Origin of the sequence: Serratia proteamaculans (assembly GCF_008830365.1) — a bacterium.
In the GTDB taxonomy this organism is placed as follows: Bacteria; Pseudomonadota; Gammaproteobacteria; order Enterobacterales; family Enterobacteriaceae; genus Serratia; species Serratia proteamaculans.
The window spans coordinates 42,948-67,077 of record NZ_WBKI01000004.1; the positions used below are offsets into that span (position 1 = coordinate 42,948).

Here is a 24,130-nt window from a genome sequence, read left to right on the forward strand (position 1 = left end):
TTCTTTTTTATGGGCACGTAAATCAAGGAGAGAGGTTTCGCGGTAATAGTGGGTCACAAAGCGACACATTCTCATCCTCCCCCCCTCTACGCCCCAAGCCTGCGGAGTGTGATCCAGTTAACATTGCTCTCTATTCTGTGGTGTCAGACACAAAATAGGGGGACGATTTTTGCCAGGCAGATCACAGATTTGTCTTAAGCGTGGAACTTCTCACCGCCACAGTCGTTCTCTCATCCTCCCATCTCCTCCCCCATGAAAAATCCTGTTACGGATGATTACCCTTTGTGGGGTTTACCGCACTATCGGCCACATTGATTTTCAACGCCCAATGCAACAGGAACCGGATTTATGTCGCCAATGCCTACCGCCACCCAGCCAACCCTGTACCGGATCCACCCGGTCAGTTTCCGCGACGGAAACGGGGACGGTGTAGGCGACGCTCGCGGCATGATTGCGGCATTGCCTTACCTGAGTACGCTGTCGATCGACGGCCTGGTATTGCCGCAGGCATTGGCGGCACAAGATGACGCCGCCGTCGCCGCCCAAGGGCTGGCACTGTGGTACTGCGATGGGCCAAACCACATTCGTCGCGCCGCAACGCCGCAACAGTACCTCCGCAGCCCATTGGCGCTGGAAGTGGTGCCTTTTAGCGTGGAGAAACTGGTTGAGGTATTGAATGCTCGCCGGGCCACGCTGGCCGACAGCCTGTGGAGCACCGGTGATGCCGACCAGCCTCGGGTAGTCAGCCACTGGGGGCAGGGTAACTTGCGTTCCGCCGATGCTTTTTTGACGTTGCTGGCTATGCTGCCCGCGCCGATTTGTCTGTATCAGGGAGAAGAGCTGGGTCTGCCGCACGCGGCCGGTTTGCAGGATCCGCTTGGTGCACAAACGCCGATGCCCTGGCATGAAGCGCCGGAGCAAGTGACCGCCGGTGAGATCCACTGGTATCAGCAGGTGGCGATCGAACACCGCGCGTTGGCCATCAGCCGCCAACAGCATGACAACCACTCGACCTTACGTTACTGCCAGTCTCTGTTGGCGCTGCGCCGTTTGCCGGTGATCCAACAGGGTGAGCTGAGCGCCATCAGCCAGCGTAATGGCGTAGTTCGCTTACTTATTACCCATCAGGATCAATGCCTTGAAGCGCTGATTAACCTGCAGCCTTATACTCAGGCGGCCGCGCCGTCTGAGGCGACCTTGCCACTGGCATGGCAGCACGGCGCGCAGCAAGAGGGTCATCAATGGGTTTTGGCGGGTTTTGCGTCCGCCATTTTTACACGAAACGTTAACTGCGAAAGCAGGGGAGTAACGCATGGCTAGCGTCACATTGCGCAGCGTTTATAAGGCTTTCGGCGAAACGGTGATTTCCAAGGACGTCAATCTGACGATCGATGACGGTGAGTTTGTGGTGTTTGTCGGGCCATCGGGCTGCGGCAAGTCGACTCTACTGCGCATGATCGCCGGCCTGGAGGACATTACCTCCGGTGAGCTGATGATCGGCGATAAACGGATGAATGAGGTGCCACCGTCCGAGCGCGGCATCGGCATGGTATTCCAGTCTTATGCGCTGTATCCGCACCTGTCGGTGGCCGACAACATGTCGTTTGGCCTGAAGCTGGCGGGGGCTAAAAAAGCGGAAATCAACCAGCGGGTGAATCAGGTATCGGAAGTGCTGCAACTGGCTCACCTGCTCGACCGACGGCCCAAAGCGCTGTCCGGTGGGCAGCGTCAGCGGGTGGCAATCGGCCGTACGCTGGTGGCGGAGCCGGACGTATTCCTGCTCGACGAACCGCTGTCCAACCTCGACGCCGCACTGCGGGTGCAGATGCGCATTGAGATCTCCCGTCTGCACAAGCGTTTGCAGCGCACCATGATTTACGTCACCCACGATCAGGTTGAAGCGATGACGCTGGCCGACAAAATCGTGGTGCTGGACGCCGGGCGTGTCGCCCAGATCGGCAAGCCGCTGGAGCTGTATCACTATCCGGCCAACCGCTTTGTCGCCGGCTTTATCGGGTCGCCGAAAATGAATTTCCTGCCGGTCAAAGTGACCGCCGCAGAACCGCAACAGGTCCAGGTCGAACTGCCTAACCGCCAACTGGTGTGGTTGCCGGTCGAAGGCACAGAGGTACAGGTTGGCTCGAATCTGTCGCTGGGCATTCGCCCGGAGCATCTGTTGCCGGGTGACGCCTCTGAAGTTCGGCTGACCGGTGACGTACAGGTGGTGGAGCAACTCGGCAACGAGACGCAAATCCACATCCAAATCCCGGCAATTCGTCAAAACCTGGTTTACCGCCAGAACGACGTGGTGCTGGTAGAAGAAGGTGCAACATTCGCTATCGGCCTGCCGCCTCACCGCTGCCATCTGTTCCGTGAAGACGGTACGGCATGTAAACGGCTGCACCAGGAGCCGGGCGTTTAAAGCATCACAGTCTGTATAACAGGAGAATAATGATGACTACTCTGCGCAAACTTCCTCTGGCACTGGCAATCGCCGCTGGTGTTCTCACCACTCAGGCAATGGCTCTTGATTTTAAAGGCTATGCGCGTTCCGGCATCGGCTGGACCGGTAGCGGTGGTGAGCAACAGTGCTTCAAGGCCACCGGCGCCGACAGCAAATACCGTCTCGGTAACGAATGTGAAACTTACGCCGAACTGAAGCTGGGTCAGGAAGTGTGGAAAGAAGGTGATAAAAGCTTCTACTTCGATACCAACCTGGCTTACTCGGTTTCACAACGTTCTGACTGGGAAGATGTGACGCCAGGCTTCCGTGAAGTGAACGTGCAGGGTAAAAACCTGATCGAATGGCTGCCGGGGGCCAATATGTGGGCCGGTAAGCGTTTCTATCAGCGTCATGACGTCCATATGATCGACTTCTACTACTGGGATATCTCCGGCCCGGGGGCGGGTCTGGAAAACATCGATCTGGGCTTCGGCAAGCTGTCTGCTGCCGTGACCCGTAACTCCGAATCCGGCGGTTCTTACGGTTATCTGGATAATGAACTGGACCAACGCCCTACCGTCAACGACACCTTCGACGTGCGTTTGGCCGGTCTGGAATTGAACCCGGGCGGTACCCTGGAACTGGGCCTGGATTACGGTCGGGCTAACGCGCAGGACGGCTACAGCCTGGCTGACGGTGCCAGCAAAGACGGTTGGTTGGTGACTGCGGAACATACTCAGAGCATCCTGACCGGCTACAACAAGTTTGTGCTGCAGTACGCCACCGATTCTATGACCTCGCAGAACAACGGCCGTAGTCAAGGCTCCACCATCGACAACAACGGCAAGATGATCCGTGTGCTGGATCACGGCGCCATCGACTTCAACGATCAATGGGCGATGATGTATGTCGCCATGTTCCAGGATATCGATCGCGACAACAACAACGGCACCACCTGGTACACCGTGGGCGTGCGCCCAATGTACAAATGGACGCCAATCATGAGCACCCTGCTGGAAGCCGGTTACGACAACGTGAAATCTCAGCGTACCGGCGATCGCAACGGCCAGTACAAAGTCACCCTGGCGCAACAGTGGCAGGCGGGCAACAGCATCTGGTCTCGTCCGGCGATCCGCGTATTTGCAACCTACGCCAAGTGGGATGAGAAATGGGGTTACGCTAACAGCGATTCCGGCACCGGTTACACCTCAGGTACCGCCTACAACGACACCAGCATGCATACCTTCAGCCGCGGTAATGACGATGAAGTCACCTTCGGCGCCCAGATGGAAATCTGGTGGTAATGAGATAACGGGGAGAGCCAGGTGCTCTCCCCAACCTGTATTCGCCGACACCGTCTCTCTTGCCTGAGCCGCGTCGGATACCATGGGGTAATAACAATGAAAAAGAATCTGCTGTCACTCTGCCTGTCACTGGCGCTTACCGTGGGCGCGCCACTGGTGGCCAATGCCGATACACCGGCTAATGTTTCCATCGCTCCGGCTATTAGCGCCAGCACGCTGCAAAGCCTGCCATGGCAACCGCTGGTACCGCCGGTCAGCCAGGACGTAAAACTGGATAATGTCAGCCCGCAAATTAATCAGGGTGACATTCAGGGCGCTATCGCCGCCTATACGCTGCCGGCCGATCGCGGGTCGCTGGAAGTCACGCTGAGCAGCATCAGCAAGAACAACGCCATTTACGCCCCGAGCGTACTGGTGCTCGATGAGCACCTGCGTCCGGCCGCCTATTACCCGAGCAGCTACTTCCCTTATCAGCCTCCGGGGGCAATGTCGTCCGATCGCCTTGAGGGCACGTTGAAACTGACCCCGGCGCTCGGCCAGAAACAAATTTATCTACTGGTGTACACCACCCGTCAGGATCTGGCGAAAACCACCCAATTGACTAACCCGGCGAAGGCTTATGCGCAGGGCGTGGGCAACGCGGTGCCGGATATTCCGGATCCAATTGCCAGCCACAGCACCAGTGGCACCATCAAACTGAAAGTGACGGCTGAACAGGGCAGCGGCAATATCATGATCGGTATGCTGCAACCGGCACCGGCGACGACGCCAGTGGTGGTGGGTTCTACCGCGGCGATTGTGGCTGCACCGACTCCGGCACCGACCAAACCGGCGGAACCGATGCTGAATGACACTGAAACTTACTTTAACAACGGCATCAAACAGGCGGTGAAGGCGGGCGATATCGATAAAGCGCTGAAACTGATGAATGAGGCTGAAAAACTGGGTTCTACCACAGCGCGTGAAACGTTTATTGGCAGCGTGAAAGGCAAGGGGTAGTACCCGACGCTACCGATGCTGGCTTGATGATTGGTGCGCCCCGGCGCACCTTTTTTCATTCGCGGCGGGCCAGAGTTTCGCCGATCAACGCCAGTAGACGCGCGTTATCCACCTGCTGCATTATCCGCACCGGTTGGCCTTCGGGTTCCGGCATGCCGACCGACAGGCGCAGACTTTCCGGTCGCCAGCGACGGGAGCTGCCTCGCGTCATGGCTCCTTCCAGCGCCACATCGACAAAATACTCTTCCGTAGTGACCAATTGCGGCTCCAGCAGCCAGGCGATGACCAGTGCATCATGGATCCAGCAACCCGGCAGATGACGGGTATGGCGGGAATAGTCGATCCAGGGCTGGGTTGTGGCCCGCAGGTAGCGGCACAGCGGCGTGTCCGGCTGGGTCATTTGTAGCAGGTCTGCCTGGGTCAGCATGGTTTGCGTGGTGACGTCCAGCGGGGCGAGCGTGATGTTGGCACCACTGGTCAGTACCTGCCGTGCAGCCTCTGGATCCAGGCCGAAATTGGTGTCCTTGATGTAGCCCTCGACGTTGAACACTCCTCCCATAATGACGATTTCCTTCACCGCCTGCGCCATCTGCGGGTACAGCTGCAGGGCATGGGCAACGTTGGTCAGCGGGCCGATCGCCGCCAGGGTGATTTCACCGGGGTGATTGCAGATCAGTTCACCGATCGCGACGGCGGCGTTCGGTGCTGGTGTCGTTGCTGCTTGCGGGTAAGGCGTATTACGCCACAGAGTGGCCAGCTGCGGATCGGTAATCGCACGATCCAGATGAGTGCGCCAGGGCTCTGGCGCTTCATTCAATGCTCGCGCCGCGCCTGCCACCACAGGTACCTGATAACCGGTTTGTTGTAAAAGATGGTTGGCCACGGCAAAGCCGACGTCGCGTGGCGTATTGCCGGCCACGATGCTGATCAACTCCAGTGAGAGCTGCGGTTTGGCCGCCAATGCCAGCGCCAGCGCCAGCCCGTCGTCAACGTTGGCACCGGGAATGCCGTTGCCGGGATCGCAATCAATAATCAAACGCATAACAGTTACCTGAATCAATAAACTAGCAGCCGCACGATCGGCGGATATGCAGCTGGAAGGCGAACTCGTGCAGCTCTGGCTGCGCGGCACCGGCGGCCAGCATGGCGATGGCCTGCCTGGCCATGGCGTCGATCGGCTGTTCGACCGCACTGAGCGGCGGTACGCTGAACTCGGATTGCTGGGTGCCGTTAAAGCAAATGATAGCCAGATCGTCCGGCACCCGTAGCTGATATTCCGCCAGCGCCGACAGGCAGCCGAGCGCCTGCTGCTCGTTGGAGGTGAAGATGGCCCGTGGACGAGGCCCTTGCAGCATTATCTGGCTGGCCTGATAGCCGCCCTGGCGGGTATAGGGCGCTTCAAAAATCCACTCTTCGTGCGGCGTGATACCGGCTTCGAGCAGAGCGTCGCGCCAGCCGTTCAGACGATCCTGTGCATTGAGCATGGTCAGCGGGCCAACAAAAATGCCGAGTTCCCGGTAGCCGTGCTGCAGCAGGTGGCGAGTGGCCTGGCAGGCGGCGTCGCGTTCATTGACGCGAATGGCGCAGATGCCGGCATGGCTGTCGATGGTGTCGATCATCACGCAGGGGGTACCGGAGGCGCGGATCAGATCGAACCACGGATGGCGATCGACACTAGTGTACAGCAACCCATCAACCTGACGGCGCAGCAGATGGTTAATCAGGTCATGCTCCCGTTGCCGGTCGTCCCCGGCGTCACCCAACAGCAGCACGCGGCCGTGACTGAATGCCTCGCGCTGTAATGCCTGTGCCAGCGTGGCAAAAAACGGATTGGAAATGTCGGGCACCACTAACCCATAGGTGAGGGTATTGCCGGAAGCCAATGCCCGGGCGATATCGTTCGGCCGATAACCGGTTTGCTCGATCGCCGCCAGCACCCGCAGACGGGTGGCTTCTGCCACCGGACGCGGGCCGTTGTTGATCACGTAGCTGACGACCGCAACCGAGGTACCCGCTACGCGGGCGACGTCGGCACGGGTGATACGCCGTGCGGATTGATTATCCAAGTTGGGTTCCTGTGCACCCTGATCACACCGCGTCCTGCGGCAGATTAAGATCGCGACCGCGGGTTTCTGGTGCAAAGAAGGTAGTGATTAAGCCAATGCCTGCCATTACAACAAAATAGCATGCAACAGGCCACCAGTGACCGAAACCGGCCAGCAGCGCGGTCGCGATCAGCGGTGCGGTACCGCCGGAGAGGATCGAACCCAGTTCCTTGGCAAACGCCATTTTTGAGTAGCGGTTTTTGACACCGAACAGTTCCACGCCGTAGGCGGCCTGCACGCCAAAAATACCCAGTGATGCGATGCACATGCCGACCACAATCACCGAAATCACTATTGCCGGTTCGCGGCTATCGAGCAGCCAGAACGCCGGGAAGGCGTACAGTACCAGCAACAGGCAGAACCAGCGGTAGGTAATACGGCGGCCGAAACGATCGGAAAGCCAACCCGCCAGGGGGATCACCAGGAAACCGCACAGTGAGGCGATCATCACCGCCAGCGCCGGCACCGACTTATCCACCATCAACACTTTGGCGACGTAACCCACGATAAAGCCCTGGCATAGATAAGATGGGCCGTTTTCGCCGATGCGTAGGCCAAGCATGATCCAGAAGGCTTTGGTGCGTTGCAGATAGCTGCGGTGATCCGCTGCGACGGGAGTGTTGTCCAGCATCCGCTGACGGTTTTGTTGTAGCTCGCGTTCAAACACCGGCGTTTCACGCACGTGACGGCGCAGGTACAAAGCCCCCCCAGCGATCAGGATGCTGGCGAGGAACGGAATGCGCCAGCCCCAGGCGATCAGATCGGCCTTGTCCAATTGCAACACCAGCAACCAGACCAGCGAGGCTAACAGAGTACCGCTGTTGGAGCCGATCGCAATGATCGAAGCGACCAGGCCACGGCGTTTGGCTGGGGCGTATTCTGCCAGCATCACCGCACCGCCGGAAAGCTCGGCTCCGGCCCCGAAGCCCTGAGCAAAACGCAGGATCACCAGGCAGATGGGAGCCCAGACGCCGATTTGTGCGTAGGAGGGGATAAGCCCGATCAGCGTGGTAGAGACGCCCATCAGCGCCACCGTGGTGAGCAGTACTACGCGGCGGCCTTTACGATCGCCAATCCAGCCGAAAACCAACGCGCCGATAGGGCGGGCGATAAAACCGACGGAATAGGTGGCGAAGCTGGCCAGCAACGCCACCATGGGGGTGGCTTCGGGGAAGAACACGTCGCCGAACACCATGCCGGCCGCCAGGCCATACAGGGCAAAATCGACATACTCCATGGCCGTACCGAGCCAGCACGAGAAAGTGGCGCGCCAGAATTGACCGCGCCCTTCTTTGGTGGCCAAACGTTCATCGGCCGCCAACGTTTCGTCGGTGGCCTTTGGGGTTGCAAGCGTTGTTTCGCTCATGGCATTGATCCTCTTTTCGTCTGCGCCACACCTATGGCGTGATCGCGGTAAAGATGGTTTCCCTGGTGTCGGCAAAAAAGTTTGCTGACAAAGTGTCGGACTGATGGCGATTCAACGCTGCAGTACAAGGGTATCTACGCGCGTAGATAAAACAATGCTGTAGAGGTGAAAGTTTGCTGAAGATCACAGAATCCCCATCGCTCCGGGGAACGAAGGTAAAGAAAACAGATGGCAGAAAGATGACATCGCGCTGCTTTTTCGGCGCGTATTTTGCTGCGCGTGACCCCACGAATCAGCCTGCCGCTTTTGAATTTCTGCGTTACAATGAGCGCCTGTTTACAGTTTGTCTGGTCTGGCGCGGCCGCAGCGTCAGGCATGGAGTAGAACAATGTTTGGCAATAGGGATTCGATCCTACCGCCGCTGGAGTGGTTATCTGCGCAACATCCTCCGGTGCCTGCCGCCATCAGCGACTGGCTGATGGAGCCCGGCTCCATGACGCGTCGCTTTGAACGCCACTGCGGGCGGGTGCACGTTGAGCCGCAGCGCGAATGTTTTTTGACCCGCGAGCAACTGGGTGAAGAGGCCGAACACCTGCCGGACAGCCCGCGCTATTGGCTGCGTGAAGTGGTGCTGTTGGGCGACAACCAGCCCTGGCTGCTGGGGCGCACGGTGATCCCGCAGGAAACGCTGACCGGCCCGGATCTGGCGCTGGTGGATTTGGGGACATTGCCGTTGGGCCGCTATCTGTTCAGCAGTGATGACCTGACCCGCGATTATATTCACATGGGGCGGCAAGATGAGTTGTGGGCACGCCGCTCCCGCCTGCGGCTGGCGGGTAAACCGCTGTTGCTGACCGAACTGTTTTTACCGGCTTCACCGCTGTACGCTGCGGGCAGTGTAGACCCTGAATAATGAGGAGAGGAAATACCTTGGAGGGAAGCGTGATTCAAAGCAAATGGCAGGCTTATAGCCATCTGATGCGCATTGATAAGCCGATTGGCACCTTACTGTTGCTATGGCCGACGTTGTGGGCACTGTGGCTGGCGGGAAAGGGCGTACCGTCGCTGTCTGTCCTGGTGGTGTTTGTGGTCGGGGTCTTCATGATGCGCGCCGCCGGCTGTGTGGTGAATGACTATGCCGATCGCGCCGTAGATGGCCACGTGAAGCGGACTGCCGGGCGGCCGATGCCGAGTGGCCGGGTGAGCGAGAAAGAGGCCAAGATCCTGTTTGTGGTGCTGGTGCTGATCTCGTTTGGGCTGGTATTGACGCTGAATGCGATGACCATCTGGCTGTCATTGGCAGCGCTGGCGCTGGCATGGGCCTATCCGTTCATGAAGCGGGTCACTCATCTACCGCAATTTGTGTTGGGCGCGGCGTTTGGCTGGGGCATTCCGATGGCCTATGCCGCCGTTAGCGAATCACTGCCGCTGAGCTGCTGGCTGTTGCTGCTGGCCAATATCTGCTGGACGGTGGCTTACGACACGCTGTACGCCATGGTTGACCGTGACGATGACCTGAAGATTGGCGTTAAATCTACCGCCATATTGTTTGGCCGCTACGACAAACTGATCGTCGGTTTGCTGCAGTTCGCCACGCTGCTGTTGATGCTGTGGGTCGGCTATCTGACGCAGATGAGCGGCGCTTTTTATTGGTCGCTGTTGCTGGCAGGCGCTTTGTTTATCCATCAGCAAAAGCAGATCGCCACCCGCGAACGCGACGCCTGCTTTAAAGCGTTCCTGGACAACAACTACGTTGGGCTGGTGCTGTTTCTCGGCATCGCGTTGAGCTACTGGCAGGGCTAACGACTGACAGCAATAAAAAAGGCACCCGAGGGTGCCTTTTTCGTTTTAGTATCAGTGAATTAGTCTTCTTTCACTTCCACTGCGGCCGTCTCCGGCAGGGCGTTGGTTTCCGCCGGCATGCTGACGCTTTCAATGGTCAGCTTGATTTCCGGGGTAATCAAATCGCTCAGCATGTTGTACACCTCCATGGTGTGCTCACGGACCGCATCGCCGATGTCGTTGATGTAGCCTTCTTCACGCAGCGTCGCCACCAAGGTGGAGAACACCGCCTTGTCGAAGAACTCCGGCGCATTGATACCGTGCAGTACCGACAGGCGTTGGGCCATGATACGGCTCTCTTTCTCCAGTGCACCGCGGTTGATGCTCGGATTAGCGCTGAGGATTGACATGGTGATGGCATAGCGTTGCAGCGTTTCACGGACACCGGCGGCCAACAGCTGTAGCGGCCGGATACGCGCTGGGTTCAGCGCCAGATCGTCGCCCTTGTCGCAGATCAGTTGCTGACGGATCATTTCATCGATCAGCGGTCGCAGCACTTCCGGCAGTTGTTCCTTATCGTTGTGCAGGAACAGCTCGGCCTTCAGCATCGGGTAAATCAGACTAATCTGCCGTAGCAGTTCGGCGCGCGAAACCCGGCGGTGGTGCATCACGATAGTGGCGATCAGCGAAGGCAGAACCAGCAGGTGATGGATATTGTTACGGTAATAGGTCATCAACACCGCCTGCTCGCGCGGCAGGATAATGATATCGCCGATGTTATCCTTCTCCACCTCGAACTTGTTCATGTTCAGCGCGTGGTCGAGCAACTCATCCGGCGTTTGGGTTGGCACGGTAACGTCGCTGGCATAAGGCACGTTGTGCATCAATTGCAGATAGCATTCCAACTGCTCAAGCAACTGCTCACGGGTCAGCGAACGCTGACGTGAGGCCAAGAGCGCCGTGGAACACAGGTTCATGGCGTTGGCAGCGGCAGCATTGTTGATGCGAACCATGATCTTGGCCGCCAGATCGTTGACCGTTGGCGTCAGCCAACTTGGGCGCTGGGATTCGATCGGATCAATCGATTCACGCCACTGCGGCACATTCTGGTTCAGATAGGTAGTCAACGGCAACGGATCGCCGAAGTTGACGTAACCTTGGCCAAGATTGCGCAGCTTGCGCAGGCCGCGCAGCATCTGCAGCAGGCTCTCTTTTTCCTTGGTCGCACCACGCAGCTCTTTGGCGTAGGTGCCCACTTCCATCACGTGCTCGTAACCGATGTAGATCGGCACCAGTGTGATAGGGCGGGTACCGCCACGCAGCATCGCCTGAATGGTCATCGACAGGGTGCCGGTCTTCGGCTCCAGCAAACGTCCGGTACGGGAACGGCCGCCTTCGACGAAATATTCCACCGAGTAACCGCGGGTAAACAGCTCGCCGAGGTATTCGCGGAACACCGTCGAGTACAGCTTGTTGCCTTTGAAAGTACGGCGGATAAAGAAAGCGCCCAGACGGCGGAAGATCGGCCCGGCCGGCCAGAAGTTGAGATTAATGCCGGCAGCAATGTGCGGCGGCACCAGACCCTGGTGATACAGCACGTAGGACAGCAGCAGGTAGTCCATGTGGCTGCGGTGGCAGGGCACATAAACAATCTCGTGGCCGTCCTGCGCCAACTGACGCACGCGTTCGGCGTTAGTGACGTTGATGCCTTGATACAGGCGGTTCCAGGTCCAGCTCAGCACGCGATCGGAAAGGCGCACCGTCTCGTAAGAGAAGTCGGCAGCGATCTCTTCCATCAGCGCAATGGCATTCTGCTGGGCTTTTTCGTGGGAAATCTTCTTGCTGCGAGCCTCGTCTTCGACCGCTTTTTCGATCGCCTTGGACGCCAACAGCTTGTTGAACAGGTCCTGACGGGCCGGCAGGCTTGGACCGACGGCGGCCAGACGCTGACGCGAGAAATGCATGCGCGCCACGCGTGCCAGTTTTTGCGCAATGATTTTGTCCGTACCGTGTTCAGTCGCCATGCGGCGCAGCGAAACAGTATTGGAGAAACGGACAAAGCTGTCGCGGCCGAGCCACAGCACGGCGAAGAATTTCTGGACGCCGTTCAGCAGACGCAGATGCGGGGTGCCGTGACCTTCGCGCCCCGGAGAGCGGCCGAACATCACCGAGACCGGCAACATCTGAATGTCGAGGTCCGGATTACTGCGATGCAGATCCAGATAGTCGTGGAACAGTTTTACCGACTCTTCTTTCGGCGTGTAGTAACGGAATACGCGCGGGCCGTCGTGAATAAACACGTGGCTGGGCAGCACGGTACCGTCTATCTCCAGCGGATTGAGGGGATCGGGCAGATCTTGCGCCAGGCACTGGGTGCGCAGCGTCAGTAAATCCGCCTTGGAATTATAAGGTAAAACGTACAGAATCGGCCGTGAGGGATCCAACCCTAACTCCGTGACCGGATCTGAAGGGATAACCTTACTTCTTACCAACAGTTTGAGTGGTAAATTCAATAGTTTATAATAAATTTTACGCCAACCTGACATAACAACGTGAAGCCTCTTGTTAGCAATGCGCCGCAAGCATACCAGAATCCGGGTAGCAGATCTGTGGTGTTGGAAAACCGAGAGCCGGGAGCGTTTCCTGGCTTAGCCTGTTTAATTATGACTTACCTCTGCGAAAGGCACTAAAAAACATGACAAAGCAAGCAACCGGCCTGACCCGTATTATTAAAGCTGCCGGCTACTCTTATAAAGGCTTTTCCGCCGCCTGGCAGCACGAAGCGGCATTTCGCCAGGAATTGGTGGCGACGGTGCTGGCTATCATACTGGCGATTTGGCTGGACGTGGGTGCGATAGCGCGCATTTTACTGATCGGATCGGTGTTTCTGGTGATGATCGTCGAGATACTGAATAGCGCGATTGAAGCGATTGTCGACCGGGTGGGCACCGAACATCACGAGCTTTCTGGTCGGGCAAAGGATATGGGCTCGGCGGCGGTCTTGCTGGCGATTATTCTGGCGCTGTTTGTCTGGGGTTCGGTGCTGTGGCAGCACTTTGCCTGAGTGGGGGAGTTCTGTTGCGACGCGGGTCGCTAATCCCTGATTTTTATTCACTCTTCAGTTCCCAAGCCGCACTTACCTGTATATACTCACAGCAAGACTGTATAAACAAACAGGGGGCGGAATGAAAGCACTAACTACCAGACAGCAAGAGGTCTATGATCTGATTCGCGATCATATTTCGTCCACTGGCATGCCGCCAACGCGCGCCGAAATCGCCATGCGTCTGGGGTTCCGTTCGCCAAATGCCGCAGAAGAACACCTGAAAGCGCTGGCGCGTAAAGGCGTCATCGAGATTATCTCCGGCGCTTCGCGTGGTATTCGCCTGCTGATGGAAGATGAAGAAGGTTTACCGCTGATTGGCCGCGTAGCCGCCGGTGAGCCGCTGTTGGCGCAACAGCATATCGAAGGGCACTACAAGGTCGATCCTTCCCTGTTCAAACCAAGCGCGGATTTCCTGCTGCGGGTCAACGGCATGTCGATGCGTGACATCGGTATTCTCGACGGCGATCTGCTGGCGGTGCATAAAACCCAGGACGTGCGTAATGGCCAGGTCGTCGTGGCGCGCATTGAAGATGAAGTCACGGTTAAGCGACTGAAAAAACACGGTAACGTAGTTGAACTGCTGCCGGAAAACAGCGAATTCCAGCCGATTGTGGTCGATCTGCGTCAGCAGAATTTCACCATTGAAGGTCTGGCGGTCGGTGTGATCCGCAACGGCGATTGGGTTTAATCCCCACGCTTGAACACCGTCCTCTGATTTAAGTCGCCCCAGCTCTGGGGCGATGTCATATCTGATTCACTATATACCCTATAGCTTTCAAGTTGCAGCTAGGCGGCCAACTCGCTCATCCCCAGGCGCTTACTCAGGTAAGTAACTGGGGTGAGCAAGTGCAGATAACAACGCTGCAACTTGAAAGATGACGGGTATACACGGGAACATTTCACTATGCGCCTGCTTTCTGCCTTCACCAGCGATACCGATAAAGCCCTGTGGCGCCTTGCGCTGCCTATGATTTTTTCCAATATCACCGTGCCATTGCTTGGGCTGGTGGATACCGCGGTGATCGGCCACCTCGATAGCCCGACCTATTTGGGCGGTGTAGCTGTGGGCTCCATGGCGACCAGTTTCCTGTTTATGCTGCTGTTGTTCCTGCGTATGAGTACCACCGGACTGACCGCACAGGCGCTGGGGGCGCAAAATCCGCAGGGGCTGGCGCGTGCCTTTATGCAACCGTTGCTGCTGGCCGTGTTGGCCGGGATGGCCATTGTACTGCTGCGCTATCCGCTGATTGAGTTGGCGCTAAAAATCGTCGGTGGCGACGGGGCGGTGCTGGAGCAGGCTCGGTTATTCCTCGAGATCCGCTGGCTAAGTGCCCCGGCGGCGCTGGCCAATATGGTGATCCTGGGTTGGTTGCTTGGCGTGCAATACGTGCGTGCGCCGGTGATCCTGCTGATTGTCGGCAATCTCCTGAATATCGTATTGGATATCTGGCTGGTGATGGGGCTGGGTTGGAACGTGCAGGGGGCCGCGACGGCGACCGCTATCTCTGAATATGCCACGTTGCTGCTGGGGTTAGGGCTATCCTGGCGAGTGATGCGTATACGCGGTATTTCTGTGCCGATGCTGCGCCAGGCCTGGCGCGGTAATCTGCGACGTCTGCTGGCGTTGAATCGCGATATTATGTTGCGTTCATTGTTGCTGCAATTGTGCTTTGCTTCGCTGACTATTTTCGGTGCCCGGCTTGGCGGCGAGGTGGTCGCGGTAAATGCGGTGTTGATGAATTTGCTGACCTTTACGGCTTACGCGCTCGACGGTTTTGCCTACGCGGTGGAAGCACATTCGGGCCATGCCTATGGGGCCCGTGACGATAGCCAACTGCGTAAAGTATGGCGCGCGGCTTGCCGGCAGGCCTGTCTGGTGGCGTTGGGCTTTGGCCTGCTCTATGCCGTGGCCGGCCAACAAATTATTGCGGCGTTGACCTCTTTACCGGAGCTGCGTGCGCTGGCGAACCACTATTTGCCGTGGCAGGTGGTGCTGCCATTGGTGGGGGTATGGTGCTATTTGCTGGACGGCATGTTTATTGGTGCCACACGCGGTGCAGAAATGCGTAATAGCATGGCAGTGGCGGCGGCTGGCTATGGCCTGACGCTGTTTACCCTACCGGTACTGGGCAATCATGGGCTATGGCTGGCGCTGGCGGTATTTCTTTCACTGCGTGGCATCGCACTCGGTTGGATTTGGCATCGCCACAGAGTGGATGGGACCTGGTTTGCAGCGGATTCGGCACGATAAAAAGCAATAAATTATTAATTTTATTTATGTTTTTTATTCATATTAAGTTACATTTTCTTGAGCCAAATTGTTTCCGCTTACTTGCTGTTTTGTCGGATTTTTTACTGAATTATATTTATTTTGTGAGTTTTTATCCTGACTTTTTCCTTTTTATCGCTATCTGTAGCTATAGTTAATCATGTGGCTGGCGGAATGAATGGGAATGAGTATTCCTTTTGTTCTGGTCAATTGACCAATATTATTACTCAGTTAAGCCCAGCGACGAGTTTTTAAAACTGACTAATCACAGGTAACGGAGAGGTTATGAACAAAGATCAAGCCGACGGTAACTGGAAGCAGTTTAAAGGGAAAGTGAAGGAACAATGGGGCAAGCTGACCGATGACGATCTGACGGTCATTGAAGGGAAACGCGAACAGCTTGTCGGTAAAATTCAGGAACGTTACGGCTACCAGAAAGAGGCGGCCGAGAAAGAAGTGAAATCCTGGGAAGACCACAACAAGTATCGCTGGTAGCGCGATGGGCCGCAGCGGATTGCGGCCACAGGCTACTTTTAAAGGCCTGGCGTTTTTATCCCCTTGACGCTATGGCGCAGGTACAGGGAGGTACCTGAAAATCCAACCTATTTCTTTTTGATGGCAATGCTGTGATCGTGTTCGCCACAGTCATGCTTGCTGTCACAGGCTTCTACCTCAACGCAACCCGCACACAGGCCATGGGCCTCCACCACGTTGTGACGCAGGACAAAACCAGACTCTTTCGCCAGTTTTTGCAGCGTCTCTTCGACCCCTTCGGTCGTCCGTTCGGTCACCTGACCACAGCGATCGCAGATAAACAGCGCGGAAGTATGCGTCGGCTGTTCGAAGTGATGGCACAACACGTAGCTGTTGGCTGACTCAACCCGATGAATGAACCCCTGTTCCAGCAGGAAATCCAGCGCACGGTACACCGTTGGCGGTTTGGCCTGAGGTTCGGCGACGCGCAGCAGATCGAGCAGGTCGTAAGCGCTGATGGCACCGGGCTGCTGTGCCATCAGGCGTAACACTTCCAGCCGCTGCGGTGTCAATCGCACATTGCGTTGCTGACAGAGTTGTTCAGCCTGCGCCAGCAGCTTTTCCTGGGTGCTTGAGTTCATGGCAAATTTCCCGGTACGTAAAAAAGCCGATTTTACCATGCTTCAGCCGAATCGCCGAGAGTTGGCCCCTTTTCCTCTGATATGGCGCACTAATCGACTGGTTTACCGCCTGCCGCCAGCCTGGATTGTGATGATGTTCACACTTGGCGGCTGAAGTCGGAGGCAGTCAATCCTTAGCTGGCGAGTGAGTGTTGCAAGCGACCCGCCAATGCGGCCAGATCCGGCGCGGGATTATGGCCAATCAGCATAAAGCCATGACGGCCATCGGCCCAGTAGACTACGTTCATGCCCTGGCGGCGCTCGCTCTCTGCGGGCAGCGGCTTGCCCGATTGCTGAATGATGCACAATGCCAGCGCACCATACTGCGCATCCTGCCAGGTCAATTGAGCGATACGCCGATCGTCGTAAGCCAGCACGCGGGCGTTTTTCAACTCGGCGCCGCTCAGTATCAATTTCGGTGCCGAGAGGGCGATACCCAGTCGCTCGCCGGTTTGCTGTAACTGATGGGCGATCTGCGTTGCCGTGTCATTGTAGCCTGCCAGCGTTTCAGGTGTGTATAGCGCCATATACTGGGCGACCAAACTGCGCCAGTTCTCTTCTGGCTGGCTGAGCTGTAAATAGGCGCGATCGCCTGCGATGCCGAGTGCCAAAAAACCGACGGCGGCGGCTATCAGGCCACGCCGGCTGACACCATGCTGCATTGCAGGGGCAGTAAGGGGGCCTTCGGCCCGCAGCCGTTGTACCGGCGCTTCATCAAGCAAAGGCTCAAATGCCTGCTTAAAGGGCAGGTTGCTGCGTGCCAGTAACGATAAACGCTCGGCCAGTGCCGGTTCGCCGCCCAGGCGCTGTTCCAGAAGCTGGCGCTGCTGTGGATCCAGTTGATTATCCAGGTAGGCGACCAACAGTTCATCCGCGGCGTAGGTTGAGCTCATGATTGTTCTCCTTTTGCCTGCGGGGAGCGGGCTTGCAGCACGCTATCGTTTGCCAATCTCAGGCGTGCCGCCGCCAGGCGGCTCATGATAGTGCCAATGGGAACGCCAAGCACCTCGGCGGCCTCACGGTAGGAAAGCTCCTCCACGTACACCAGAAACAGCGTGTTCCGCTGCGCTTCCGGCAGCCGGTTCACGCGTTGCATCACCTCATTAGCCCAAATAGGATCCTCACTATTTTCTACCCCGGTCAGTTCATCGACGTCGACAAAACCTTTCCCTTGGCGGATATGCTGGGCGCGGATCTCGTTAAGCCAGATGGAGTGAAGAATGGCAAACAGCCAGCGGTCCATACGCGTCCCCACGGCAAACTGTGCGGCGCGCTCCAGCGCCCGCACACAGGTGGCCTGCACCAAATCGTCGGCAACATCCCGCCGGTGGGAAAGCACCAGGCCGTAGCGCCACAGGCGGGATAGATACTGGCCGATTTCGTTGCGGATTGCGTCGCTACTGATGTTAGCCTCCGGTTCGGCTAGATCATGATTCTGGGGGGTTATCGATGGCCGCAGCCAGATCGCGGTACTCTTCGCAGCCCGTGCCACACAGCGATTGGATCACCTTCAGTTGTTCTTTCGCCAGGTCCTGACGGCCCTTGCCCATATAGGCTTCGCCCAGATATTCACGGACTTTTGGGTATTTCGGATCCAGCGCCACTGATTTTAAATAGTAGCCGATCCCTTCATCGGTGCGGCCGAGCTTGCGGGTAGCATAACCCCGGTAGTTGAGCGCCACGGCGGTGTTGGGATCCTTCAGGGTATTGAGCATATCGAGCGCTTCCTGGTAACGACCGCTTTTTGCCAGCGCATAGGCATAGTTCGCCCGATCGTTGTCGTCGATCATGCTGCTTTTTTCCACCATGCAGGTCTTGGTTTTTGTATCGTATATCTGGCCTTTCGGGCAGGTAGGCGTGGTCTGGTCGCTACTGTCACCACCCATCGCCAGAGCCGCCCCGGAAAACAGCAACGAACCGGCAATCACAGGCAACAGCAGGCGTTTCACTAAACTGTTCATGGTTGTTTCCTCATTGGGAAGGGCGCAGAGCTGCGCCCCTGTCGAGAGAACACCCTACAGGGCTTTTTTATTCGTTTTTTAGGGTTCTTTTTTAACCCGGCGGCACGACTGTTTTCCCAATGTCGCCGATTGTCGTTATAATAGCCGTTTGCGGCAGTACGCCGTTCGTTGAAACCAGACAGAATCAGGTAGCCAGTAGCCCAGCATGACGACAGACAACAACGCCCCAAAATACGCCGCCAATCGTTTCTCCATCGCGCCGATGCTCGACTGGACCGATCGTCATTGCCGTTACTTCCACCGCCTGCTGACCAAGGAAACGCTGCTGTACACCGAGATGGTGACTACCGGCGCGATTATCCACGGCAAGGGTGACTATCTGGCTTACAGCGAAGAAGAACATCCGGTGGCGCTGCAATTGGGCGGCAGCGATCCGGCCGCCCTGGCACACTGTGCCAAATTGGCCGAGCAGCGCGGCTACGACGAGATTAACCTCAACGTCGGTTGTCCGTCCGATCGGGTGCAGAATGGCATGTTTGGGGCCTGTCTGATGGGGCAGGCAACGCTGGTTGCCGATTGCATCAAGGCGATGCGTGACGTGGTGTCGATCCCGGTGACGGTAAAAACCCGTATCGGCATCGACGACCAGGACAGCTACGAGTTCCTGTGTGATTTTATCGCCACCGTGGCCGGGCGCGGCGAGTGCGACATGTTCACCATTCATGCGCGCAAGGCCTGGCTGTCTGGCCTGAGCCCGAAAGAGAACCGCGAAGTGCCGCCGCTCGACTATCCGCGCGTCTATCAGCTTAAACGTGATTTTCCAACGTTGACTCTGGCCATAAATGGCGGGGTAAAAACGCTGGAAGAGGCGAAGGAGCACCTGCAGCACCTGGATGGTGTGATGATGGGGCGCGAAGCCTATCAGAACCCAGGTATTCTGGCGCGGGTCGACAGCGAACTATTCGGTCGCCAGACCGACGTGATGGACAGCGTGGCGATTATTGAGTCGCTGTACCCTTACATCGAACGTGAACTGTCGAGCGGCACCTATTTGGGCCATATTACCCGCCATATTCTGGGCCTGTTCCAGGGGATCCCGGGTGCGCGCCAGTGGCGCCGACATTTGAGCGAAAATGCCCACAAACCAGGGGCCGATGTCCGGGTGGTTGAGCAGGCACTGGACCTGGTGCGCTTACCGCGTACCGAGATGGCATGACAGAGATAAAATCTGACTAAAAGTTAGTTGTTTTGACCAGGCATGTCGCGTTATGTGATATGCCTTTTTTTTAATTTCAATGACTTAGTTTTTACGCAGTTTTGGCACGCTTTTTGTAATAGCTCAGCAGATACTTTGTTTTGCGAAGGAGCAAAATCATGTTGGAACTCTTCTTTCTGGTCGGTTTTGTCGTCATGCTGATGGTGACTGGGGTTTCGCTGCTGGGTGTGTTCGCCGCGTTATTGGTGGCAGCGGCGTTTATGCTGATCGGTGGCCTGTTTGCGATGGTGATTAAGCTGTTGCCGTGGCTGATTTTGGCGGTGGTGGTCGTTTGGGTCTACCGTTCGATGCAGAAACCGCAAATACGCCGCTACTGATTTTTTGCCGAATAATCAGTCAGTCACGCTGAAATCTACGCAACAGACTTGCTCTGAATGCGGCGGCGATCACAGCTTGGTATTTTAAATGTTAATGCGGCGTATTAGCCGTGTTTTTTGCCTTTCCGGGCTGTTAGGATATTTGTCGATGCAGCGATGCGACCGATTTCATCACCGCAAGAGACATTGACCCAATACGAGTGTTGCTCAAGCAACCCGCTGTCTCGGGCGGACTCTGCTCTACCCCTACAAACGCAGTAACAAAAAGGGCTCCTAACGGAGCCCTTTTTGTTGGTCAAAATCCAGCGATATGAGGAACTCAGCGACCGGGGATCAGCAGGCTTGAACCGCTGGTGTTACGGCTTTCCAGCACCTGATGCGCACGTTGCGCATCGGCCAGCGCAAACTTTTGCTCTTCCTTCACGTCGACCTTGATAGCCCCGCTGCCAATCAACGAAAATAGCTCATTGCTGGCATATTGCAGCTCAGCCCGGTTGGTAATGTAGCCGTTAAGCGAAGGGCGGGTGACGTACAGCGAGCCTTTTTGGTTAAGCAGCGCCAGATCGACGCCGGTGACCGGGCCGGAGGCATTGCCGAAGCTGACCATTAGGCCACGGCGTTTCAGGCTGTTAAGCGAGGCCTGCCAGGTACTTTGGCCTACCGAGTCGTACACTACGCCGACTTTCTCGCCCTGTGTCAGTTCAGCCACGCGTTGGGCGATATCTTCCTTATGGTAATTGATGGTTGCCCAGGCGCCGGCGTGTTTTGCCAGTTCGGCCTTTTCGTCGGAGCCGACGCTGCCGATCAGTTTGGCTCCAAGCGCTTTGGCCCACTGGCAGGCAATCAGCCCGACACCGCCCGCGGCGGCATGGAACAGGAACACTTCGCCCGGTTGTACCTCATGGGTCTGGCGCAGCAAATAATGCACCGTCAGCCCTTTCAGGAAGGAGGCCGCCCCCTGCTCAAAACTCAGGTTATGCGGCAACAGCGCCACTTTTTCTACCGCAACATTGTGGACTTCGCTGTAAGCGCCAAGCGTTGACTGTGCGTAAACCACCCGGTCACCCGGTTTCACTGCGCTGACGCCGGTACCGACCTTGATCACCACCCCGGCCGCTTCGGTACCCAACCCACTCGGCAGCTTGGCGGGCGGGTACAGACCGCTGCGGACGTAGGTGTCGATATAGTTGATGCCGATCGCCTTGTTCTCGACCTGCACCTCACCGGCTGCCGGGTCTACGGGGGTAAAATCAACGTATTGCAATACTTCCGGGCCGCCGGTGGCGGAGAATTGGATGCGCTTTGCCATTTCATTACCTCGTGTGGGAGTCTGATTTCACCCTACGCGTTTTAGCATCGACTATCCAGTTTGCCCTGTTGCGGATTGATACCTTTTTTGCATCGGTTATGCGCAGGAATCACAGATAAAAATCACGTATACTCTCGCGTCAGGATCCTCCATTCGCCACCGGATAAAGAATACGTTTCATGGCAGGAAAAAAACCAACCAACAGAACAAACGCAGACGAAGCCAGAGATCGCCCACGAGATCGCCAGATGGAAGGGCTGAAGATGCCGCCACATTCGCTGGAGGCGGAACAGTCCGTGTTGGGCGGTTTGATGCTGGATAACGAACGCTGGGACAACGTGTCGGAACGCGTAGTCTCCAACGATTTCTTCAGTCGCCCGCACCGCCTGATCTTTACCGAGATGCAGCGCCTGCTGGAAATGAGTCGACCGATCGATCTGATCACCCTGTCCGAATCACTGGAACAGCGGGGCGAACTGGATTCCGTCGGCGGTTTCGCTTACCTGGCTGAATTATCGAAAAATACCCCAAGTGCTGCCAACATCGGTGCTTATGCAGATATCGTACGTGAACGTGCGGTAGTGCGTGAAATGATCTCAGTGGCTAATGAGATCGCCGATGCGGGTTACGATCCGCAGGGCCGCAGCAGTGAAGATCTGCTCGATCTGGCCGAATCCCGGGTGTTCCAAATCGCGGAAAACCGCGCCAGTAAAGATGAAGGCCCGAAAGGCATCGAGCGCATCCTGGAAGATACCGTTGCGCGTATCGAACAGCTGTATCAGCAGCCGCACGACGGTGTCACCGGGGTAGATACCGGCTACCAGGATCTCAATAAGAAAACCGCCGGTTTGCAGAAATCGGATCTGATCATCGTCGCCGCCCGTCCTTCGATGGGTAAAACCACCTTCGCCATGAACCTGTGTGAACACGCCGCGATGACGCAGGAAAAACCGGTGCTGATCTTCAGCCTCGAGATGCCAGGTAACCAGATCATGATGCGTATGCTGGCGTCGCTGTCGCGCGTAGACCAAACGCGCATCCGTACCGGCCAGCTTGATGACGAGGACTGGGCGCGTATTTCCAGCACCATGGGTATCCTGCTGGAGAAGCGCAATATGTACATTGATGACTCCTCTGGCCTGACGCCAACCGAAGTTCGCTCCCGTGCGCGGCGTATTTTCCGTGAGCATGACGGTCTGAGCCTGATCATGATCGACTACCTGCAACTGATGCGCGTGCCGTCCCTGTCCGACAACCGTACGCTGGAAATCGCCGAAATTTCTCGCTCGCTGAAGGCGCTGGCGAAAGAACTGCAGGTGCCGGTGGTGGCGCTGTCGCAGTTGAACCGAAGCCTGGAGCAGCGTGCCGACAAGCGCCCGGTCAACTCCGACCTGCGTGAGTCCGGTTCCATCGAGCAGGATGCCGACCTGATTATGTTCATCTACCGTGATGAGGTTTATCACGAGAACAGCGATCTGAAAGGGATTGCCGAAATTATTCTGGGTAAGCAGCGTAACGGTCCAATCGGTTCCGTACGCCTGACCTTTAACGGCCAGTGGTCGCGTTTCGATAACTACGCGGGACCACAATATGATGACGAATAATCAGCTAAGGATGTGAAATGAAAGCGGCAACCGCTGTAATCGACCGCCGCGCTCTGCGACATAATCTGCAACAGGTGCGCCGTCAGGCGCCACAAAGTCGCCTGATTGCCGTTGTGAAAGCAAACGCTTATGGACATGGCCTGCTGGAAACAGCGCACACCCTGCAAGACGCCGACTGCTACGGCGTGGCGCGCATTGGCGAGGCGCTGATGCTGCGCTCCGGCGGCATCGTCAAACCGATCCTGATGCTGGAAGGTTTTTTCTCCGCCGAAGATCTGCCGGTATTGGTAGCTAATAATATCGAAACCGCGGTACACAGCATTGAACAACTTGAAGCGCTGGAACAGGCCACGCTGGCGCGGCCGGTACCGGTGTGGATGAAGCTGGATACCGGCATGCATCGCCTGGGCGTGCGTCCGGAACAGGCCGAGGCGTTCTACCAACGTCTGAGCGCCTGCCGTAACGTGGTGCAGCCGGTTAATATCATGAGTCACTTCAGTCGCGCCGATGAACCTGAGTCTGATACAACGCTGAAACAAATGCAGTGTTTTGAAAGCTTTGCCACCGGCAAACCGGGGCAACGTTCGATCGCCGCCTCCGGCGGAACCCTGCTGTGGCCGGATGCGCACAATGAATGGGTACGCCCAGGTATTATCCTGTACGGCGTCTCGCCGATGGAAGGTTCCAAAGGCTGTCAGTATGACCTGCAACCGGCCATGACGCTTAAATCTAACCTGATCGCGGTGCGCGAGCACAAGGCCGGTGAGCCGGTGGGCTACGGCGGCACCTGGATCAGCGCAGGCGATACGCGTTTGGGCGTGGTAGCCATGGGTTATGGCGACGGCTACCCGCGCAGTGCACCTACGGGGACACCGGTATGGCTTAACGGCCGTGAAGTGCCGATCGTGGGCCGGGTGTCGATGGACATGATGTCGGTCGACCTCGGGCCGGATGCTACCGACAAGGTCGGCGATGAAGTGGTGCTGTGGGGCCAGGCGTTGCCGGTTGAACGTATTGCCGACTGCACCGGCATCAGCGCTTATGAACTGATTACCAAACTGACGCAGCGTGTGTCGATGGAATACATCGGCGAATAGTCTGTGAGGGGCCGGCGCCTGCCGGTCCCAATCATTAA

23 protein-coding genes are annotated in these 24,130 nt (G+C 57.0%); 14 read left to right on the top strand and 9 right to left on the bottom strand.

The annotated features are described in order from the left end of the window. The first annotated feature begins 348 nt into the window (after positions 1-348). From F8R23_RS24410 to malM, 4 genes are all read left to right on the top strand, one after another. Positions 349-1,320 (top strand): alpha-amylase family glycosyl hydrolase, encoded by a 972-nt coding sequence (locus tag F8R23_RS24410; RefSeq protein WP_099063604.1) that lies wholly within the window; start codon positions 349-351, stop codon positions 1,318-1,320. Next, the gene (gene malK / locus F8R23_RS16035; RefSeq protein ID WP_099063603.1) at positions 1,313-2,422 is read left to right on the top strand and encodes a maltose/maltodextrin ABC transporter ATP-binding protein MalK; all 1,110 of its coding nucleotides are present in this window, start codon (positions 1,313-1,315) and stop codon (positions 2,420-2,422) included. The genes F8R23_RS24410 and malK overlap by 8 nt, the downstream gene beginning before the upstream one ends. 29 nt (positions 2,423-2,451) lie before the next feature. Next, positions 2,452-3,747, top strand: a complete 1,296-nt coding sequence (locus F8R23_RS16040) for a maltoporin (protein WP_129936894.1) — start codon at positions 2,452-2,454, stop codon at positions 3,745-3,747. Between the two features lie 96 nt (positions 3,748-3,843). After that, the gene (gene malM / locus F8R23_RS16045; protein WP_129936895.1) at positions 3,844-4,746 is read left to right on the top strand and encodes a maltose operon protein MalM; all 903 of its coding nucleotides are present in this window, start codon (positions 3,844-3,846) and stop codon (positions 4,744-4,746) included. Positions 4,747-4,801: 55 nt separating this feature from the next. Here malM and F8R23_RS16050 read toward each other — a convergent pair whose 3' ends face one another. Genes F8R23_RS16050 through F8R23_RS16060 form a run of 3 tightly spaced genes read right to left on the bottom strand, consistent with a single transcriptional unit; the run spans position 4,802 to position 8,217 of the window. Next, positions 4,802-5,788, bottom strand: coding sequence for a nucleoside hydrolase (locus F8R23_RS16050; RefSeq protein ID WP_129936896.1), 987 nt, complete (start codon positions 5,786-5,788; stop codon positions 4,802-4,804). 22 nt (positions 5,789-5,810) lie between these two features. Continuing rightward, positions 5,811-6,812 carry a LacI family DNA-binding transcriptional regulator gene (locus F8R23_RS16055; protein ID WP_129938830.1) on the bottom strand — a complete coding sequence of 334 codons (1,002 nt, stop codon included), beginning with the start codon at positions 6,810-6,812 and terminating at the stop codon, positions 5,811-5,813. 22 nt (positions 6,813-6,834) lie between these two features. Then, positions 6,835-8,217 (bottom strand): MFS transporter, encoded by a 1,383-nt coding sequence (locus tag F8R23_RS16060; protein WP_129938831.1) that lies wholly within the window; start codon positions 8,215-8,217, stop codon positions 6,835-6,837. Between the two features lie 388 nt (positions 8,218-8,605). On the opposite strand from F8R23_RS16060, the gene ubiC reads away from it, so the two are divergent. Together ubiC and ubiA are read left to right on the top strand one after the other, a co-directional pair. Beyond that, positions 8,606-9,130: a chorismate lyase gene (gene ubiC, locus F8R23_RS16065; protein ID WP_112347177.1), complete on the top strand. Its 525-nt coding sequence runs from the start codon at positions 8,606-8,608 to the stop codon at positions 9,128-9,130. A 17-nt stretch (positions 9,131-9,147) separates the two neighbouring features. Next, positions 9,148-10,020 (top strand): 4-hydroxybenzoate octaprenyltransferase, encoded by an 873-nt coding sequence (gene ubiA / locus F8R23_RS16070; RefSeq protein WP_112347176.1) that lies wholly within the window; start codon positions 9,148-9,150, stop codon positions 10,018-10,020. A 59-nt stretch (positions 10,021-10,079) separates the two neighbouring features. Here the strand turns inward: ubiA and plsB are convergent, their stop codons facing one another. After that, the gene (gene plsB / locus F8R23_RS16075) at positions 10,080-12,545 is read right to left on the bottom strand and encodes a glycerol-3-phosphate 1-O-acyltransferase PlsB (RefSeq protein WP_151415811.1); all 2,466 of its coding nucleotides are present in this window, start codon (positions 12,543-12,545) and stop codon (positions 10,080-10,082) included. Between the two features lie 149 nt (positions 12,546-12,694). On the opposite strand from plsB, the gene F8R23_RS16080 reads away from it, so the two are divergent. The 4 genes from F8R23_RS16080 to F8R23_RS16095 all read left to right on the top strand — a co-directional run bounded on the left by F8R23_RS16080 (position 12,695) and on the right by F8R23_RS16095 (position 15,869). Then, positions 12,695-13,063, top strand: coding sequence for a diacylglycerol kinase (locus tag F8R23_RS16080; protein ID WP_112347174.1), 369 nt, complete (start codon positions 12,695-12,697; stop codon positions 13,061-13,063). Between the two features lie 121 nt (positions 13,064-13,184). Beyond that, positions 13,185-13,793, top strand: coding sequence for a transcriptional repressor LexA (gene lexA, locus F8R23_RS16085; RefSeq protein WP_012147154.1), 609 nt, complete (start codon positions 13,185-13,187; stop codon positions 13,791-13,793). A 216-nt stretch (positions 13,794-14,009) separates the two neighbouring features. Continuing rightward, positions 14,010-15,356 (top strand): MATE family efflux transporter DinF, encoded by a 1,347-nt coding sequence (gene dinF / locus F8R23_RS16090; RefSeq protein ID WP_129936900.1) that lies wholly within the window; start codon positions 14,010-14,012, stop codon positions 15,354-15,356. 303 nt (positions 15,357-15,659) lie between these two features. Next, positions 15,660-15,869: a CsbD family protein gene (locus F8R23_RS16095; protein WP_012147152.1), complete on the top strand. Its 210-nt coding sequence runs from the start codon at positions 15,660-15,662 to the stop codon at positions 15,867-15,869. A 107-nt stretch (positions 15,870-15,976) separates the two neighbouring features. Here F8R23_RS16095 and zur read toward each other — a convergent pair whose 3' ends face one another. From zur to F8R23_RS16115, 4 genes are all read right to left on the bottom strand, one after another. Continuing rightward, entirely contained in the window at positions 15,977-16,489 is a 513-nt protein-coding gene (gene zur / locus F8R23_RS16100; protein ID WP_012147151.1) for a zinc uptake transcriptional repressor Zur, read from the bottom strand. A 173-nt stretch (positions 16,490-16,662) separates the two neighbouring features. After that, entirely contained in the window at positions 16,663-17,421 is a 759-nt protein-coding gene (locus F8R23_RS16105; RefSeq protein ID WP_129938833.1) for an anti-sigma factor family protein, read from the bottom strand. After that, positions 17,418-17,906, bottom strand: a complete 489-nt coding sequence (locus F8R23_RS16110; protein WP_129936904.1) for an RNA polymerase sigma factor — start codon at positions 17,904-17,906, stop codon at positions 17,418-17,420. The genes F8R23_RS16105 and F8R23_RS16110 overlap by 4 nt, the downstream gene beginning before the upstream one ends. Positions 17,907-17,955: 49 nt before the next feature. Further along, entirely contained in the window at positions 17,956-18,489 is a 534-nt protein-coding gene (locus F8R23_RS16115) for a tetratricopeptide repeat protein (protein ID WP_129936902.1), read from the bottom strand. A 205-nt stretch (positions 18,490-18,694) separates the two neighbouring features. On the opposite strand from F8R23_RS16115, the gene dusA reads away from it, so the two are divergent. Then, a complete protein-coding gene (gene dusA / locus F8R23_RS16120; RefSeq protein WP_129937208.1) occupies positions 18,695-19,705 on the top strand; it encodes a tRNA dihydrouridine(20/20a) synthase DusA in 1,011 nt (336 codons plus the stop codon). Positions 19,706-19,863: 158 nt separating this feature from the next. After that, positions 19,864-20,082, top strand: coding sequence for an envelope stress response protein PspG (gene pspG / locus F8R23_RS16125; protein ID WP_112347169.1), 219 nt, complete (start codon positions 19,864-19,866; stop codon positions 20,080-20,082). A gap of 319 nt (positions 20,083-20,401) precedes the next feature. On the opposite strand, the gene F8R23_RS16130 is transcribed toward pspG, so the two are convergent. Beyond that, a complete protein-coding gene (locus F8R23_RS16130; RefSeq protein ID WP_112347168.1) occupies positions 20,402-21,391 on the bottom strand; it encodes a quinone oxidoreductase in 990 nt (329 codons plus the stop codon). A gap of 179 nt (positions 21,392-21,570) precedes the next feature. Here F8R23_RS16130 and dnaB point away from each other — a divergent pair, with 179 nt between their 5' ends. Beyond that, the gene (dnaB, locus tag F8R23_RS16135; RefSeq protein WP_085119722.1) at positions 21,571-22,995 is read left to right on the top strand and encodes a replicative DNA helicase; all 1,425 of its coding nucleotides are present in this window, start codon (positions 21,571-21,573) and stop codon (positions 22,993-22,995) included. Positions 22,996-23,012: 17 nt separating this feature from the next. After that, entirely contained in the window at positions 23,013-24,092 is a 1,080-nt protein-coding gene (alr, locus tag F8R23_RS16140) for an alanine racemase (RefSeq protein WP_129937209.1), read from the top strand. The last annotated feature ends 38 nt before the right edge of the window (positions 24,093-24,130 follow it).

Coding starts and splice junctions, on each gene's coding strand:
- F8R23_RS24410 (WP_099063604.1), top strand. CDS start 349: ATGTCGCCAATGCCTACCGCCACCCAGCCAACCCTGTACCGGATCCAC.
- malK (WP_099063603.1), top strand. CDS start 1,313: ATGGCTAGCGTCACATTGCGCAGCGTTTATAAGGCTTTCGGCGAAACG.
- F8R23_RS16040 (WP_129936894.1), top strand. CDS start 2,452: ATGATGACTACTCTGCGCAAACTTCCTCTGGCACTGGCAATCGCCGCT.
- malM (WP_129936895.1), top strand. CDS start 3,844: ATGAAAAAGAATCTGCTGTCACTCTGCCTGTCACTGGCGCTTACCGTG.
- F8R23_RS16050 (WP_129936896.1), bottom strand. CDS start 5,788: ATGCGTTTGATTATTGATTGCGATCCCGGCAACGGCATTCCCGGTGCC.
- F8R23_RS16060 (WP_129938831.1), bottom strand. CDS start 8,217: ATGAGCGAAACAACGCTTGCAACCCCAAAGGCCACCGACGAAACGTTG.
- ubiC (WP_112347177.1), top strand. CDS start 8,606: ATGTTTGGCAATAGGGATTCGATCCTACCGCCGCTGGAGTGGTTATCT.
- plsB (WP_151415811.1), bottom strand. CDS start 12,545: ATGTCAGGTTGGCGTAAAATTTATTATAAACTATTGAATTTACCACTC.
- F8R23_RS16080 (WP_112347174.1), top strand. CDS start 12,695: ATGACAAAGCAAGCAACCGGCCTGACCCGTATTATTAAAGCTGCCGGC.
- lexA (WP_012147154.1), top strand. CDS start 13,185: ATGAAAGCACTAACTACCAGACAGCAAGAGGTCTATGATCTGATTCGC.
- dinF (WP_129936900.1), top strand. CDS start 14,010: ATGCGCCTGCTTTCTGCCTTCACCAGCGATACCGATAAAGCCCTGTGG.
- F8R23_RS16095 (WP_012147152.1), top strand. CDS start 15,660: ATGAACAAAGATCAAGCCGACGGTAACTGGAAGCAGTTTAAAGGGAAA.
- zur (WP_012147151.1), bottom strand. CDS start 16,489: ATGAACTCAAGCACCCAGGAAAAGCTGCTGGCGCAGGCTGAACAACTC.
- F8R23_RS16105 (WP_129938833.1), bottom strand. CDS start 17,421: ATGAGCTCAACCTACGCCGCGGATGAACTGTTGGTCGCCTACCTGGAT.
- F8R23_RS16115 (WP_129936902.1), bottom strand. CDS start 18,489: ATGAACAGTTTAGTGAAACGCCTGCTGTTGCCTGTGATTGCCGGTTCG.
- dusA (WP_129937208.1), top strand. CDS start 18,695: ATGACGACAGACAACAACGCCCCAAAATACGCCGCCAATCGTTTCTCC.
- pspG (WP_112347169.1), top strand. CDS start 19,864: ATGTTGGAACTCTTCTTTCTGGTCGGTTTTGTCGTCATGCTGATGGTG.
- F8R23_RS16130 (WP_112347168.1), bottom strand. CDS start 21,391: ATGGCAAAGCGCATCCAATTCTCCGCCACCGGCGGCCCGGAAGTATTG.
- dnaB (WP_085119722.1), top strand. CDS start 21,571: ATGGCAGGAAAAAAACCAACCAACAGAACAAACGCAGACGAAGCCAGA.
- alr (WP_129937209.1), top strand. CDS start 23,013: ATGAAAGCGGCAACCGCTGTAATCGACCGCCGCGCTCTGCGACATAAT.